Below are 14,394 nucleotides of genomic sequence, written 5' to 3' on the forward strand. Positions count from 1 at the left end.
CGGACCGGGCGGAGCATCCGGGCCGGCGCGGCGGGGACCCCGCGCGCCGCCGGGCGGGACAGGGAGGCGTGATGAGCGATCGTTTCGTGGTCGTCGGTGCCGGCACGATGGGGCTGGGCATCGCGTACGTGGCGGCCGGTGCGGGTCACGCCGTGGAACTGGTCGAGGTGGACCCCGGCCGGGGTGCGACCGCACTGACCCGGCTCGCCGACCTGTGGGAGCGGGCCGTGCAGCGCGGGAAGCTGAGCGCCGACGAGGCCGCCGCGAACCGGCAGCGCGTCACGCTGCGCCCCACCCTCGCCGACGTCGCCCCCGCACCGGAGGTGATCGTCGAGGCGGTGCCGGAACGGCTCGACCTGAAGCGCGCCGTGCTGCGCGAGGCCGCCGCGCTGGACCCGGCGCTGCTGGGCAGCAACACATCCAGCATCGCCATCGGCGACCTGGCCGCCGGGCTGGACGCGCCCGAGCGCTTCCTCGGCCTGCACTTCTTCAACCCGGTCTGGGCGATGGCCCTGCTGGAGATCGTGGTCGGCCCGGCCACCGCCGAGGAGACCACCGCGGCGGCCGTCGCGCTCGCCGGCCGGCTGGGCAAGGACCCCGTCGTGGTACGCGACCTGCCCGGCTTCGCCACCTCCCGGCTCGGCGTCACCCTCGGTCTGGAGGCGATCCGGATGGTCGCCGACGAGGTGGCCAGCCCGGCCGACATCGACAAGGCCATGGTGCTGGGTTACCGGCACCCGATCGGCCCGCTGGAACTCACCGACCTGGTCGGCCTGGACGTGCGGCTGGACATCGCCCGCACCCTCCAGGCCGCGTACGGGGACCGCTTCGCGCCGCCGCCCCTGCTGGAGGAGATGGTGGCCGCCGGGCGCCTGGGCAAGAAGTCCGGGCACGGCTTCTACCGCTGGAAAGGCGGGGCGAAACAATGAGCGGTCTGCGGATCGAGGAGCGGTCGGACCGGCTCGTGGTCACCCTGGACCGGCCGGAGAAGCGCAACGCGATCGACGCCGACCTGATCGCCGAACTGCACCAGGTCTGCGCCGAGTTGGAAGCCCGCCCCCGGCTGCTGCTGCTCACCGGTGGGGCGGCGGGCATCTTCGCCGGCGGCGCGGACATCGGCCAGCTCCGGGAGCGGGGCCGCACCGACGCCCTCGCCGCGATCAACTCGGCCGCGTTCGCCCGGATCCGGGCACTGCCGATGCCGACCGTGGCCGCGGTGGACGGCCCGGCGTTGGGCGGTGGCGCGGAACTGGCGTACGCCTGCGATCTGCGGGTGTGCACGGCGCGGGCGGTCTTCGGTCAGCCGGAGGTGCGGTTGGGGATCCTGGCCGGCGCCGGCGCGACCCACCGGCTGCCCGCCCTCGTCGGCGAGGGCCGGGCCAAGGAACTGCTCTTCACCGGCCGGCGGGTGGACGCCGACGAGGCGCTGCGGATCGGTCTGGTGAACCGGGTGGTGGACGAGCCTGGTGAGCTGCTGGAGGTGGCGCACGGGCTGCTGGACGAGATGGCCCTGGGCTCGCCGCTGGCGCTGCGGCTGACCAAACTGGCGGTGGACGCACCGGCCGCCGCGCACCCGCACCTCGACCTGGTCAGCCAGGCGGTGCTCTTCGAGGACGACGAGAAGCACCGCCGGATGACCGAGTTCCTGGAGCGTCGCCGCAACCGGTGACCCGCAACGAAAACGGCCGCACCGGCAAGCTGCCGGTGCGGCCGTCCGTGGTCCGTGTGGACGCGCTCAGTGCCGGATCGGCACCCCGCTGTCGGCGAGCGCCCGGATCACCTGTGCGGACTCACCGAAGCCGATGACCAGCACGGCGTCCGCGCCGAACTCCTTGATCTCCTTCGCGCCGCCGCTGAAGTCGACCGGTGCGGCCTTCGCGTCGGCCGGCGGCTCGTACGTCATGAGCTTGAGCCGGTCGTCGGCGATGCCGGCCTTCTCCAGCTCGTCGCGGACAGTGGCCTGCAGGCCCTCGCCGTAGGAGTCCTTGCGGGCGACGATGACGATCTTCTGCGATCCGTCGCGGAGGATCACGTCGGCCAGCGCCCGGCCCTGGAGGCTGTCCGGCGGGGCGGTGCGGAAGTAGAGGCCCTTGTCCTCGACGTCGGTGAGGCCGGCATCGGTGTTGGACGGCGAGAACAGGATCTTCCCGGCCTGCACCACGTCCGGCAGCACGGCCCGGGAGATACCCGAGGCGCCCGCGCCGATGATCACGCTGACCCCGTCCGTCACGTGCTTGGCAACGGTCGCCTTGGCCACCGCCGGGCTGGTGCCGTCGTCGCCGTCCAACCAGGTCACCGGTTTGCCGAGCGCGCCGCCCGCGGCGTTGATCTCCTTGATCGCCAGCGCCGCGGCGGCGGCCATCGCCGGGTAGGCGAGCGCCAGGTCACCGGTCTTCGGCAGCAGGCCACCCAGGATCAGCGGCTTCTGGTCCGGGTCACCGCCCGGACGCGCCTTCTTCGGCTTTGGCGGCGTCTTGGTGCTCGCCGCCGACTCGTTGCCGGCCCCGACGAACTCGGTCTTGCCGTCGTTGATCTGCTGCCCGTCGAAGGTCAGCGTGGCGTAGCTGGCGGTGGCCGGCTCACCCTTCTCGGTGAAACCCGCCCGGGTCATCGACACGCTGCGGTACTCGATGTCCTGCCCGTTGCGGGCCAACACCAGGCACCTCGCCGGGTCCTCGCAGCGCTGACCGTTGTTGGTCACGCCGACGATCTGCTTGGCGATGGCCGCCGGGTCGGTGCTCCCGGCCAACTGGGCGGCGAGCACCCCGATCACCACCGCGTCGTACGTCTCGGCGGAGTACAGGTAGTCCGTCAGTGCCGGATTGATGGACCGTAGCCGGCTCTTGAAGTCCTCCGGCAGAGGGGTGAGGGGCGTGGTTCCCTTCATCCCGTCGACGAGGTTGGCACGTTCCTTCAACTCCGCTGGATAGGAGTTGAGCATGTTGCCGTCCGTGCCGTAGAGGCGCACCTGATGGGCGCTTCCCTCCTCGGCCTTGTCATCCCCGCAAGCGCTTGTGGCGAGCAGGATCGTCGCGCAGGCGGCCAGTGAGGCCATCCGCGAGCGGCGTGATATGAGCATGGTCGTCCTTCCTCCGGCGAAGGTCCGCTGCGCACATTAGCGTGCCGAGGCCGATTGCGGGACCGTGGAGGTGGCCTGATGCGCAGGTCGCTCGCGTTGAGCACGGAGAGTGACGATTGACGATGGCCTTGACCGGCCCTCCTACTGTGCGCTGCGTGACCGACCTACCACAGCAGACGTTCGACGACGCGGCCGCCGTGCTCCGCTCGGCGCTCAACGGGGATCAGGACGCGGTGGTGGGGGCGTTCGACGCGGTCGTCGACCGCGCCGGCCTGAGCGGCGCGTACGGCGTCGCCTGGTGCCTGGCCGCGACGATGGTCGGTGACCCACCGCCGACCACCGGGGCGGCGCTGGACTTCCCGGGGATAGACCAGGCGGAGTACGACACCCGCTGGGTGGCCCGCTTCGTCAGCGCGTACGCCAACCGGGACGTACCGACCGGGGAGGCGCTGTTCGGCGCGGCCGTCGCCGACGGGCTGCTGCCCGACTGTCTGCTCATGCTCGCCGGCTCGACGATCGCGACCCTGCGCAGCCGCGCGGGGTGACGTGCCGTCGGGCGCGGCGTCCGTTGGGGGCGGACGCCGCGCCCGGGGATGACATGCGTGCCGCCGGAAACGGTCAGTTGACCGTCCGTATTGGACGGACGAGCTGATCGTGATGATCAGATTGACCGATTGATGGCGCCGTGGACCCTTCCCGTCCGGCCCATGTGATAGCTCTGAAGCATGTCCGAAGCCATGCTCAGCAAGGTGCGCAAGCTGCTCGCCCAGGCGGAGGATCCAGCCTGCACACCCGCCGAGTCGGCCGCGTTCACCGCCAAGGCCGCCGAGCTGATCGCGCGCTACGGGGTGGACCGGGCGCTGCTCGCCGCCCGCGACCCGGCCACCGACCCGGTCGGCGACCGGGTGCTGGACGTCGTCGCCCCGTACGCCCGGGACAAGGTCGGGCTGCTCGCCGCGGTCGCCGAGCCGCTGCGCTGCCGCTGCATACGCCGCCGGCAGGGCAACGGGTTCACGCTGCACCTGTTCGGTTTCGCCAGCGACCTGGAACGCGTCGACCTGCTCTTCACCTCGCTGCTCGTGCAGGCGGCGCACGGCCTGGCCGCCACCCCGGTGCCCGCCGACGACCATCCCGCCGCCTTCCGCCGCTCCTGGCTGGCCGGCTTCGCGGAGGTCATCGGCGGCCGGCTCTGGGCGGCGGAGACGGCCGCGGTCAACGAATCGGGCACCCCGTCGGTGGCGCTGGTGCTCGCCGACCGCTCGGATCGGGTGCAACGGCGCCTCGCCGAGCAGTACCCGCGCCTGCGCACGGCACCGCCGCGCAGGCTGGCCGGCACCGGGTTCGGCTCCGGGGCGGAGGCCGGGAGCCGCGCCGACCTGGGTGGTCACAACCTCGGCGGCGGCTCCGCTGCCGGCCGGCAGCTCGGCCGCTGACCTCCGGACGGAACGGTCAGGCGGCGGTGCCGGGATGGCGGCGCGACACCGTGGCGAGGTAGCGGCTGAGCAGCTCGTGCCAGCCAGCGGTGAGCGCCTTGCGGTACCCCTCGGCGGCCTCACCGTGCCGGTCGAAGTGCCGGTGCTCCAACTCGACCCTGGTGTGCTCGGACCCCTCGGGAAGAAACAGCACCTCGACCTCGCTCGCCCTGGCCGGATCCGGCATCGGCACCCGGTCCGGGCCGATCTGCCAGGCGAAGACCAGCCGGCGAGGCGGATCCCAGGTGAGCACCCGGCCCCAGTCGACGCGGAAGCCGTACGGGCCGACCTCGTAGAGCATGCCGCCGGCCCGAGGCTCCATGCCCAACTCGGCGAGCGCCTCCGGGCCGGACCAGGTGTACTCGGTGACCCACCAGTCGGTCAGCTCGTCGGTGAAGACGGCGAACGCGTGCTCGGCGGTGCCCGGGACGAGGAGGCTGCACCGTAAGGAGAACCGCTCCGTATCCTGCCGGATGTCGGCCGGATCAGTCATCCCCTGTCCCATAGGCCCGGACCATACCGGCTGATGCCCCGGTGTGCAGCTTTCCAGCTGCCCGGTTCCGGACAGTGGGTCGCCGGACCGTTACGGACGGGATGGCCCGCCGGAAAGCGGGTAACCGCGCCGGACGACCCGGACGACCGGGTGGGTGTCCGGCGGGGCGGGAGAGCATGAGCGAGAACGCGCAGCAGCGGAAGCCGGACCGGGACGCCGGCGAGGCGGACCCGGACGTCCTGCTCGACATTCCAAGGGTCTCGGTCGACTCCATCCGGCTGGCGGTGGACGGCCTGGACGCCGACCTGTCCCTGCGGGCCCGGTTGGCCAACCTCCTCCAACTCGACGCCGGCGTACGGGTGCATCTGAGCGGCGTCGAGCTGGACATCAGCGGGGTGCACGCCGAGGCGCAACTGCGGGTGCGGTTGGAACAGTTGGTCGCGGTCCTCGGCCGGGCGCTCGACACGATCGACAACAACCCGCAGATCATCGAAGCGCTCGCCCGGTCGGCCGGCACGGCCATCGACGACGTGAACCGCAGCGCGCAACAGCTGGCCGGCACCGCCGAGGTCGTCGCGTCGGCGCGGCACCCCCGCCCCGTACTCGACGAACTGGGCCACCAGGTGGGTCCGCCCGCCGACCGCCCGGCGCCCGGGCGACCGGGGCCGCCGGCCGCCGGTGGCCCCGGCCCACGCGCCGGCGGCCCCGGCCCAGCCGAGCAGGCGCGACCAGGGTCCGGTGGCACGGAGGGTCGTGGTCCAGGGTCCGGTCGCACGGAGGGTCGTGGTCCGGAGGAGCAGCGCCCCGAGGGACGGCGACCCGAGGGCCCGGGTGCCGACCGGCGGCCGGGCGGAGCGGGTGGTGGTGGCGAGGGTTCGGCGGGGCAGCCGACCGGGGAACCCCGCGACCGGCCCGGCGGGACACCGGCGCCCGGTACGGGTCGGTCCGGCAGCGGTGGCGGTGGTCAGGGCGGCGGTGGTCAGGGCAGCGGGGTGCCCGGTGGGGCGCAGGCGGCGGCGCAGCTCGCCGAGCAGGCGGGGGAGACCCTGTGGCAGGCCGGACGCAGCGTGTGGGAGGCGATCCAGGGCGGCGTGGCGCAGCACCGCCAGCAGGGCCGCCGGGATCACTGACCCCCGGACACCGGCACCCTGATCGACTCGGTTTCGGTGGTGTCGCGGTATCCCGGTGCCCGGATGCCCCGTTATCGCCGAAACAGAGTGGATCTTGCGGTGCGGGAGGGACAAAGGTGCGGGAGGGACAAAGCAGAACGCCGACCAGCGTTTCCGCTGATCGGCGTTCCTGTAGCCCGGCGAAAGGCTATGTGGCCAGGGGCGGGGTCGAACCGCCGACCTTCCGATTTTCAGGGCGCGAGCAAGATTGCCGTTCAACATCGCTCAATGCCTGAGCACGCCTCGCGGTCCAGGTCAGCGACGTTCGTGTTTGCCGCCTGTTGTCCCTGGCCACCATCTGTTGTCAACGCCTGTGTGAGCAATCGGTGTGCAGTGAGCGCACCCCAACCCATGACGTTCCCCGTCTCGCTCGATCGGAGAGAATGAGCTGGCTCTACGCGGCCAGGCCAAGCAGCGCACCGGCTCGCGAGTTGAACTGCTGCACTTCGTGCAGGTTGCCAAACGGCTTCAGGCGGCGTTGCAGGTCGCGCACCGTCTCGATGGCCCGCGACGAGTTGACGGATGCGGCCAGGTCCACGACCCGCGCCGCCCGCGACGCGGCAGCCTCGACGTTGGCCCGGTCAAGGTCAGCGACCGAAAGCGCCGCCTCGCTAAGCGCCCCTCGACGAGCGCGCCCCTGCCGCCGAGCGCCAGCGGCGGACTCGTTGGCGAAGCGCTCAAGCTCGTCGGGCTGACCCAGGTCGCGAAAGCAGTGCGCTGCTTCGCCGAAGATGTACGGCGCGTCGATGAACTTCGCCCACGCCGGCTCCTGATCGTGGCTCACGCGACCGAACACCTGCTCTGCCCTTACGACTGACGCAGCGGTCGCGGTGGCCTCGCCGAGGGCCGCAAGCGCGCGACCCTCCAAGATGTGAAGATCAGCGAGGCAGGCAGGCGAGTCGCCCTCGGAAAGTCCACGGCGGCCGGCCCGAGCCAACATCAACGCCTCACGCGGGTGGCCGAGCAGGTTTGCCTGATCGGACATGCCGGCAAGTACGTGCGCGCCAAGAGCAGCGCTGCCGGCCGCCTGCGCCAGGCGTAGCGCCTGGATCAGGTACCGCTGGGCTAGCCCGTGCTCGCCATCGTCGTACGCCATCCAGCCCACCAGGTACGACTGCTCCGCTGCGGCTTCATAGAGCGCGCGCTGAACGGCCGGTTCGTGTTCCCGCTTGATCAAGGGCAGAACGTAGCTCTGCATGTACTCGACCAGCGCGGACCGGGCGTGCCCACCACCGCGCATCACGTCCATGTCCTGAAAGAGCGCGAACATCTCCCGGATGCCGGCCACCTGGCGCATGCCCACCTGGCGCGGCCCGCGCTCGGTTGTCGTCTCGTCAAGCGTGGCCAGGAGCCAGTCTCGGCTAGGTGCACCCAGCGCGGCCAGCACAAACGGCGCTTTCACGATGCTTCGGCGCTTCACGTCAGCTCTCCCGAGATCGATGATCGTATCCACTGTTGCGTGTGGATCGTCTCCGTACTCCAACCCTCGCGCGGCCAGGGTTTCTTCCTCAGTCATGCCGAAGTCAGATGGGCTAATCTGCCGACCCACGCGCTCCGCTAGTGCCCGTGCGAGCAGCGTTGGAACCGGCGAGCGTGGCGTCTCTCCGCGCTTTACCCAGCGGTTGACGGCGGTGTAGTCGTACCGCAGAGCCAGCCCCTCGATTGCGCCGAGATCGTTAACTCGCCTCGCCAGTCCGGCCCACGAAAAGCCTGCCTCGACAACGAGCGCCGCGAGAGCGTCATTCGGTTCGTTCACGTGTCCGCCTCCCCATGGGCCTACCTCGGACGGTACCGGCCGAGCGGTACACCGGGATACGCCCACATGGGTCAGCGCACTTCACACGGGTCTTCACATGGTGCTGACCACTGCCAAAGCGAGGTTTCCTCGTTACATGGCAGCGAGATCAACGAACACCGCGAATGACCGTCTTCACGGTCGCCTGCGACACGCCGGCCGCGTCGGCGATCTCGGGAACGGTGTGGTCAGTGGAGCGGCGCACGTCGCGGATGAGCTGGTCTCGCTCTTGCCGCAAGGCGTCGAGCGCTTGAGTGGCTTTGCGAACGCGGTCAGCGAGCTTCTGAAGATCCTCAAGTGCCGTCATGCGGGGAGTGTAGCGGCTAGACGGCTACCGAAGATACGGCTAGACAGCTACCGGCTAGCCGGTTACCGTATGACCCATGCAAGCGGCCCCGACGGGGAGGCAACCCCGCCGAGGCCAGTACATCAACCGCTCTCCCAGCGAAGGAGTACGAAGATGCAGGTCAAGGGTATCCCGGCGGCCCGGACGATGGACAGCCGTGCGTTCACGGCTCTGGCGGTGCAGTTCCGGCCGTCGCGGTTGAACGGTGCGGGTGTGTGCCTGTACTGCGAGACGCGGTGGTGCCAGAACTCGCGGTGCGTCGCGGTGCACGCCAAGTCGTTGTGGGCTCCGTGCCCGCAGTGCGACGGGTTCAGCTTCGGGCGGTGCGAAAACTGCCTCAACGGTGTGGTGGAGGTCGACCGGGCCGGGCTGATCGAGCTGGCGGATCGGGTGCTGCCGGCCACTCCGGAGCAGTCGACGGCGTTCGCGGTGGCCGCGTGATGGCCCGGCCGAACTCGACCCGCATGCGGGCAATCAAGCGAGCGCTTGCCGACCGGGACGGCGCGGGGTGCTTCTACTGCGGGCACCCGTTCCCGGCCCTGATCACCGCGACGGTCGACCACCTGATCCCACAGAGCCTTCTGCCGGGGTGGGCGCTGATGAACCTCGTCCTTGCCTGCCGGCCGTGCAACCAGCGCAAGTCCGGCCAACTCCCACAGGTGTTCCTACGCCACGCCGGCCAGGTGCCGCCGCTGCGACCGGCGGGCCGCCTCGTCACCACCATCGCCGCTCTCGCGGGCCGGCTGACGCGCGTCGAGCTGCGCCGCCCGACGACAACCACGGTTGCCGCCACTGGCCGGTAACGAATGCCGCCAGGCGGGTTCCGTCACGCAGATCAAACCGGCAAGCAGACCGCGCCGGATCCGACCAGCACCAACCCACCTCAGACTTCATCGGAACGGAGTCACCCTGTGACCGCCACGAACAAGCGCCCAATGGACCGGCTGACGCCGGACTCTCCACCACCACCAACCCGGCCGGGCCGATCTTCGGACCCGGGTCTACGACCACCACAACCGGCTGAAACACCCCGCAGCGCTGTCACGGGCGGACCTGATCCCGCTGCCAAGTGTTTCAGCCGGGTTGAGCCGGAGATGCCCCCCGCCTCAGCGGGTCTGGACGGCATCACCGCCGGTCACGGCGCGGATGGTAAACCGGTGCACGAACCGGCCAGCACGGGTCAGGTTGAGCCCGGCGGGAACGCCGAGCACGGCCGCACGATCCTGCTGACCCCGGCCTCACAGATCCGCATGCGGCCCGTCGCCTGGACGTGGACCAACCGCATTCCCTCCGGCGCGCTGACCGTCATTCCCGGCCGTGAGGGCATTGGGAAGTCCCTCACGCTGGCGTGGCTGACCGCGCAGATCACCCGAGGCATCCTGCCGGGCCGGCACCACGGCACGCCGCGCCCGGTTATCTACGCCGCGACGGAGGATTCGTGGTCGCAGACCATCGGCCCGCGTCTGTTCGCGGCCGGCGCGGACATGGACATGGTGTACCGGGTCGACGTGCAGCACGATGGCGGCTTCGACTCGCTCACCCTGCCCCGTGACTGCACGGCGCTCGGTCGGGAGATCAGCCGTCTCGGCGTCGCTTTGCTGGCCGCTGACCCGCTGCTGTCGCTCATCCACGCCGGCATCGACACCCACCGCGACCGCGACCTCCGCACCGCCCTGGAACCGCTGGTGAACATGGCCGACCGCACCGGGTGCGCGGTCGTCGGCCTGGCGCACTTCAACAAGTCCGCCAGCCCCGACGCCCTCAACCTGATTACCGGCTCCCGGGCATTCTCCGCCGTCGCTCGCGCCGTGATCGCCATCGCTCGCGACGACGACGCCGGAGACGGCTCGTGCGTCATGTCGCAGGCGAAGAACAACCTTGGTCCCCTGGACCTGCCGTCACTGCGGTACGTCGTGGAGTCCGTCGAGATTCCCACCGACGAAGGCCCCGCCTACGTCGGGAAGCTGACCATCACCGGGGAGTCCGACCGGTCCGTGGGCGACATTCTCGGCGACAGCGCGGGCGGCACCGTGGAGGACCGCACCGAGCGCGACGACTGCGCCGACTGGCTGAAGGCATACCTCACCAGCCAGGGCGGCGAAGCGGCCCGGGAGGACGTGCTCAAGGCCGCCCGCGCCGCCGGTTTCGCCGAGGCGACCCTCAAACGCGCCCGTAGCCGCGCCAAGGTCACCACCAGCCGCGCCGGCTTTCCCGCTAGCTCCACCTGGCAACTCAACCCCGCTCACGCAACGTGACCGGCTGCGCCAGTCGGCTCACAGTCGGCTCAGTCAGCTCACCTCACGGAAGCTGAGCCAACTGAGCCAACTGCGCCGACAGGTGCTCCAACTGGCCGATCCGGTCACAGTCCGTCACCCCGCCAGGGGTGGCCAGGTGTCAGCGCTGTCAGCGCCTGTCAACACCCGGCGCTGACAGCGCGACACCGGCCATGACCAGCACCAACACCACCGATCACGAGGGAGTGTCAACGTGTCAGCGCCACCACCACCCGCGCCGGCCGCACCACGCGGCCAGGCCGCCGGGAACCGGCCCGCTCAGAGCCACACAGACGCATCCGCCCATGGCCTAACCCCGACCCGGGCCGGATCATGCGCCTACGGCCCTCTCAGCGGCCCGCCCTACGCCCTTCTGCCGAACTTCCTTGCCGGCCCTCCACTAGGGACGGACGGGCCGAAGACGGCTGGCACCGGGCCGCACAGCGGGCGTGACGCAACCCCGCCGGCAGGCATCCGTTACCCGAGCGCCGTTCGTCGACGCGGTTTCGTCACCCCGACCGGCGCGACCGTGACGAAACGGCGTCGACGAAACCCACCTGGCGACAACCCCGGTTGTCACCCACGCCGCCAGCTCGACCGCGGGCGTTGCGTCACGGCCAGGCGGCAACCGTCACTCCGCCGGGTCGCGGACCGCCCGCGACCGGTCGCGCCGACGCGACCCACCCCGCGACCGGCCCGGCCAGCACCAACACCCCGAGGTCGCGGGTCGCGACCACCACCACCGCAACCCGAAACCGGCCACGAACGGCACCCTGCCGCGCGGCCTGGCCGCGACCGCGACCGGTAGCAACCCGCGCCGAGGTAGAGCGCGCTCTACCCAAACCGCTACCGCCCGCCGTGACCGACAACGACCACCATTAGCCACCCGCCGCGACCCCGCCGCGATGTAGCGGCCAGCCTCTACCAGGTAGCGGCAACGCTACCTCTGCCTCTACCGGTCTGAGCAGCACAGACAGCAAAAGGTAGCGGGTAGAGGCACCCGCCCCTCAACCCCGAAAACCCGCCGTAGAGCCCTTCACCGACCCCGAGCAGCCGCTACCGCTACCCCGGAGGACACCGACGTGAGCACCGTCATCCCCTTCCCACAGCGACCGATCCCGACCACCGGCACCGAGGCGGGGGGCATCTCCACCGGCCGCACCGCGCCCGTCGTTAGCGCCGTCTACACCGTCGCCGAAACCGCCGAGATCCTGCGGCTCTCGCTCGGTTCCACCTACGCCCTCGTTCGCTCCGGCGAGATTCCCGCGCTCAAGCTCGGCGGACGGTGGGTCATCCCGCGCGGCCGGCTTCACCGCTGGCTTGACGAGCTGCCCACCGCCAGCGTCGAAGACGTCGAGCGGGAACTAGCCGCGATCGAGCGCCGCGAGCAGCGCGACCAGCGCCGCCGCAACGGCGCGTAACCGCCGCCGTGCCGCTAGGTCTAGCGCCACCACCCGCTAGACCTAGCGGCACCGCTAGCGGCCCAACCCCGCCCCGGCCTGCCACCTATCGCCTAGAGGCACCACCGGCCAGAGCGACTGAACCCCTCCACAGCGGCACGCCGAGGTGGGTTCAGCAGCGCTAGATAGCCCGTCCCACCCTCCGGCCAGATACACGCTTTGTCACCGAACCTGGCGACGGAACCCGACCTAGCAGAGCTGCTATCGCTAGCAGCCCGCGCTGCTAGGGCTAGCAGATGTGCTAGCAGCAGAACGCCTACACCACCAGCGGTCTAGCAACTAGCAGCCCACCAGCACCAACACCCGAAAACCCCGCCAGAACGCGAATCACCACCCCCGCAACCCCTGCTAGCACGGCCGACCACCGGCCGCGCCACAGGTAACACACCGTCACCGACACAAGGAGATCCACAGTGCGAGGCTCCGTCTTCAAGCGCTGCCAGTGCCGCGACGCCAACGGCAAGCGCACCAAGAGCTGCCGCAAGCCTCACGGCTCATGGGCGTTCACTGTTGACGCTGGACGCGACCCGGCGACCGGCAAGCGCAAGCAGATCACGAGGTCCGGCTACCGAACGCGGGATACGGCTGACGCCGCTCTGACGAAAGAACTGGCCTCGTTGGATGCGGGCACCTGGCTTGACGATCGCGGCACGACGCTTGGCGCATGGCTCGACCAGTGGCTTGACGAACTGACCGCCGCCGGGCGCGCCGTCAAGACGGTCGCGAACTACCGCAGCCACGTTCGGGACGCGTGGAAGCCGGAGCTTGGCGGCGTGTTGCTGCGCGAGCTGCGGCGGCGGCACATCGAGCGAGTGCTTGCCGCCCTGGCGGCTCCGCTGGACGGCGAGCGTGCGGCAGGCAACATTGGCCGGCGCATCGCGAGGCGCTCACCGGCCACGATCGAGGGCTACCGCCGCACTATCCGGGCCGCACTGTCCGCCGCCCAGCGCCGAGAGCTGATCGCGATGAACCCCGCCGTAGGGCGGATGGACTCCATCCCGTCGCTCGCCTCCGACGATGACCCGATCGTGTGGCAGCCCGAGGAAACGGCGCGTTTTTTGGAGCACGTCTACGACGATCGCCTGTCCGCGCTCTACGAACTGGCCGCGTACGCCGGACTGCGCCGTGCCGAGTTGTGCGGCCTGCGGTGGGCGGACCTGGACGAGGATGGCGCGGGGCTGACGGTGCGGCAGACGATCGTGTCGGTCACCCGCAAGCAGGTGACGCCGGAGCAAGCCGCCTGCCCGGTTTGTGGCGCAGAGCACGTCGGCCGGCTGTTCAAGATGCCGAAGTCCCGGAAAGGTCGTCGCTGGGTTCCTCTCGCGCCGCCCGCCCGGCGCGCGCTGGCTCGGCACCGCCAGGCGCAGCAGGTCGAGCGGGACTTTTTCGGCAAGGACTACGACGATCACGACCTCGTATTTTGCCGGCCGGATGGGGTGCCGCTGCGTCCAGACGGGGTGACGGTCGCCTTCGAGACGCACGTAGCCGCGTGTGGCCTGCCGGTCGTTCGGCTGCACGACACCCGGCATGGCGCGTGCTCGCTGCTGCTAGCCGGCGGCGTGCCGATCGAGATCGTGCAGATGATTCTTGGCCACTCGTCCCCGGAAATCACCCGCCGGGTCTACGCCCATCTGATGCGGAAGATCGCCGCCGAGCAGGTCAAGGAAGCGTCGAAGCTTCTGACGCAGCACAGACCCGATCGCAAGGACCTGTGAGCAATCGGTGAGCAATCGCCCGGCCTGTGCGCAATCTGCCTAGTGCGCAAAGAAGGGCGGTGACCGGCGTTTCGGCTGGTCACCGCCCTTGTAGCCCGGCGAAAGGCTATGTGGCCAGGGGCGGGGTCGAACCGCCGACCTTCCGATTTTCAGTCGGACGCTCGTACCAACTGAGCTACCTGGCCGTGTCGCTCGGCTCATGCTACCCATCAGCAGGATGAACCGCTCACAGGATCACACGCTCCGATACGCAGAACGCCGCGCGGGGCGCGGCGTTAGCGCTGCGGTCCTGACGGGACTTGAACCCGCGACCTCCGCCTTGACAGGGCGGCGAGCACTCCAACTGCTCCACAGGACCTAGCTAATGCAAAAACTGCGTGTCACGCAGCCTCGGTACCGCGGTTCCGGCGGGACTTGAACCCACGACCTCCGCCTTGACAGGACGGCGAGCACTCCAAACTGCTCCACAGAACCAAACTAATGCAAAAACTGCGCGTCACGCAGCCTCGGTACCGCGGTTCCGGCGGGACTTGAACCCACGACCTCCGCCTTGACAGGACGGCGAGCACTCCAAACTGCTCCACAGAACCAA

14 protein-coding genes and 4 tRNA genes are annotated in these 14,394 nt (G+C 70.3%); 10 read left to right on the forward strand and 8 right to left on the reverse strand.

All coding sequences use genetic code 11. The features are described 5' to 3' along the window. The first annotated feature begins 71 nt into the window (after positions 1 to 71). Together AB0H52_RS09755 and AB0H52_RS09760 are read left to right on the forward strand one after the other, a co-directional pair. A complete protein-coding gene (locus tag AB0H52_RS09755) occupies positions 72 to 929 on the forward strand; it encodes a 3-hydroxyacyl-CoA dehydrogenase family protein (RefSeq protein WP_151490628.1) in 858 nt (285 codons plus the stop codon). Further along, positions 926 to 1,669 (forward strand): enoyl-CoA hydratase/isomerase family protein, encoded by a 744-nt coding sequence (locus tag AB0H52_RS09760; protein WP_151490627.1) that lies wholly within the window; start codon positions 926 to 928, stop codon positions 1,667 to 1,669. The genes AB0H52_RS09755 and AB0H52_RS09760 overlap by 4 nt, the downstream gene beginning before the upstream one ends. Positions 1,670 to 1,735: 66 nt before the next feature. Here AB0H52_RS09760 and AB0H52_RS09765 read toward each other — a convergent pair whose 3' ends face one another. Then, positions 1,736 to 3,079 (reverse strand): ABC transporter substrate-binding protein, encoded by a 1,344-nt coding sequence (locus AB0H52_RS09765; RefSeq protein ID WP_151490626.1) that lies wholly within the window; start codon positions 3,077 to 3,079, stop codon positions 1,736 to 1,738. Positions 3,080 to 3,234: 155 nt separating this feature from the next. Between AB0H52_RS09765 and AB0H52_RS09770 the strand changes: the two genes are divergently transcribed. Continuing rightward, a complete protein-coding gene (locus AB0H52_RS09770; protein WP_151490625.1) occupies positions 3,235 to 3,624 on the forward strand; it encodes a hypothetical protein in 390 nt (129 codons plus the stop codon). Positions 3,625 to 3,804: 180 nt separating this feature from the next. Continuing rightward, positions 3,805 to 4,512 carry a DUF2786 domain-containing protein gene (locus AB0H52_RS09775; RefSeq protein ID WP_151490624.1) on the forward strand — a complete coding sequence of 236 codons (708 nt, stop codon included), beginning with the start codon at positions 3,805 to 3,807 and terminating at the stop codon, positions 4,510 to 4,512. A 16-nt stretch (positions 4,513 to 4,528) separates the two neighbouring features. On the opposite strand, the gene AB0H52_RS09780 is transcribed toward AB0H52_RS09775, so the two are convergent. Continuing rightward, positions 4,529 to 5,056, reverse strand: a complete 528-nt coding sequence (locus tag AB0H52_RS09780; RefSeq protein ID WP_151490623.1) for an SRPBCC family protein — start codon at positions 5,054 to 5,056, stop codon at positions 4,529 to 4,531. Positions 5,057 to 5,220: 164 nt separating this feature from the next. Here AB0H52_RS09780 and AB0H52_RS09785 point away from each other — a divergent pair, with 164 nt between their 5' ends. Then, the gene (locus AB0H52_RS09785; protein ID WP_357946374.1) at positions 5,221 to 6,174 is read left to right on the forward strand and encodes a hypothetical protein; all 954 of its coding nucleotides are present in this window, start codon (positions 5,221 to 5,223) and stop codon (positions 6,172 to 6,174) included. Positions 6,175 to 6,607: 433 nt separating this feature from the next. Here AB0H52_RS09785 and AB0H52_RS09790 read toward each other — a convergent pair whose 3' ends face one another. Both AB0H52_RS09790 and AB0H52_RS09795 read right to left on the reverse strand, forming a co-directional pair. Further along, entirely contained in the window at positions 6,608 to 7,969 is a 1,362-nt protein-coding gene (locus AB0H52_RS09790) for a hypothetical protein (RefSeq protein WP_357946376.1), read from the reverse strand. Between the two features lie 148 nt (positions 7,970 to 8,117). Beyond that, a complete protein-coding gene (locus tag AB0H52_RS09795) occupies positions 8,118 to 8,315 on the reverse strand; it encodes a hypothetical protein (RefSeq protein ID WP_203149933.1) in 198 nt (65 codons plus the stop codon). A gap of 153 nt (positions 8,316 to 8,468) precedes the next feature. Here AB0H52_RS09795 and AB0H52_RS09800 point away from each other — a divergent pair, with 153 nt between their 5' ends. The 5 genes from AB0H52_RS09800 to AB0H52_RS09820 all read left to right on the forward strand — a co-directional run bounded on the left by AB0H52_RS09800 (position 8,469) and on the right by AB0H52_RS09820 (position 13,802). After that, complete coding sequence (locus AB0H52_RS09800) at positions 8,469 to 8,795, forward strand: hypothetical protein (RefSeq protein WP_357946378.1); 327 nt, start codon at positions 8,469 to 8,471, stop codon at positions 8,793 to 8,795. 23 nt (positions 8,796 to 8,818) lie between these two features. Beyond that, a complete protein-coding gene (locus AB0H52_RS09805) occupies positions 8,819 to 9,157 on the forward strand; it encodes an HNH endonuclease (RefSeq protein WP_357946381.1) in 339 nt (112 codons plus the stop codon). A 291-nt stretch (positions 9,158 to 9,448) separates the two neighbouring features. Next, positions 9,449 to 10,609 carry an AAA family ATPase gene (locus AB0H52_RS09810; RefSeq protein WP_357946384.1) on the forward strand — a complete coding sequence of 387 codons (1,161 nt, stop codon included), beginning with the start codon at positions 9,449 to 9,451 and terminating at the stop codon, positions 10,607 to 10,609. A gap of 1,100 nt (positions 10,610 to 11,709) precedes the next feature. Continuing rightward, positions 11,710 to 12,048 carry a helix-turn-helix domain-containing protein gene (locus AB0H52_RS09815; protein WP_357946387.1) on the forward strand — a complete coding sequence of 113 codons (339 nt, stop codon included), beginning with the start codon at positions 11,710 to 11,712 and terminating at the stop codon, positions 12,046 to 12,048. 452 nt (positions 12,049 to 12,500) lie between these two features. Next, positions 12,501 to 13,802: a tyrosine-type recombinase/integrase gene (locus AB0H52_RS09820; RefSeq protein WP_357946391.1), complete on the forward strand. Its 1,302-nt coding sequence runs from the start codon at positions 12,501 to 12,503 to the stop codon at positions 13,800 to 13,802. A gap of 111 nt (positions 13,803 to 13,913) precedes the next feature. Here the strand turns inward: AB0H52_RS09820 and AB0H52_RS09825 are convergent. The 4 genes from AB0H52_RS09825 to AB0H52_RS09840 all read right to left on the reverse strand — a co-directional run bounded on the left by AB0H52_RS09825 (position 13,914) and on the right by AB0H52_RS09840 (position 14,392). Further along, positions 13,914 to 13,987: transfer RNA gene (locus AB0H52_RS09825), tRNA-Phe, on the reverse strand. 99 nt (positions 13,988 to 14,086) lie between these two features. After that, positions 14,087 to 14,160, reverse strand: a tRNA-Asp gene (locus AB0H52_RS09830). A gap of 41 nt (positions 14,161 to 14,201) precedes the next feature. Then, a tRNA-Asp gene (locus tag AB0H52_RS09835) sits at positions 14,202 to 14,276 on the reverse strand. 41 nt (positions 14,277 to 14,317) lie between these two features. Continuing rightward, positions 14,318 to 14,392 (reverse strand) — tRNA-Asp (locus AB0H52_RS09840). Positions 14,393 to 14,394 lie beyond the last annotated feature (2 nt).

It is taken from the genome of Micromonospora sp. NPDC050695, assembly GCF_040654415.1.
Taxonomy (GTDB): domain Bacteria; phylum Actinomycetota; class Actinomycetes; order Mycobacteriales; family Micromonosporaceae; genus Micromonospora.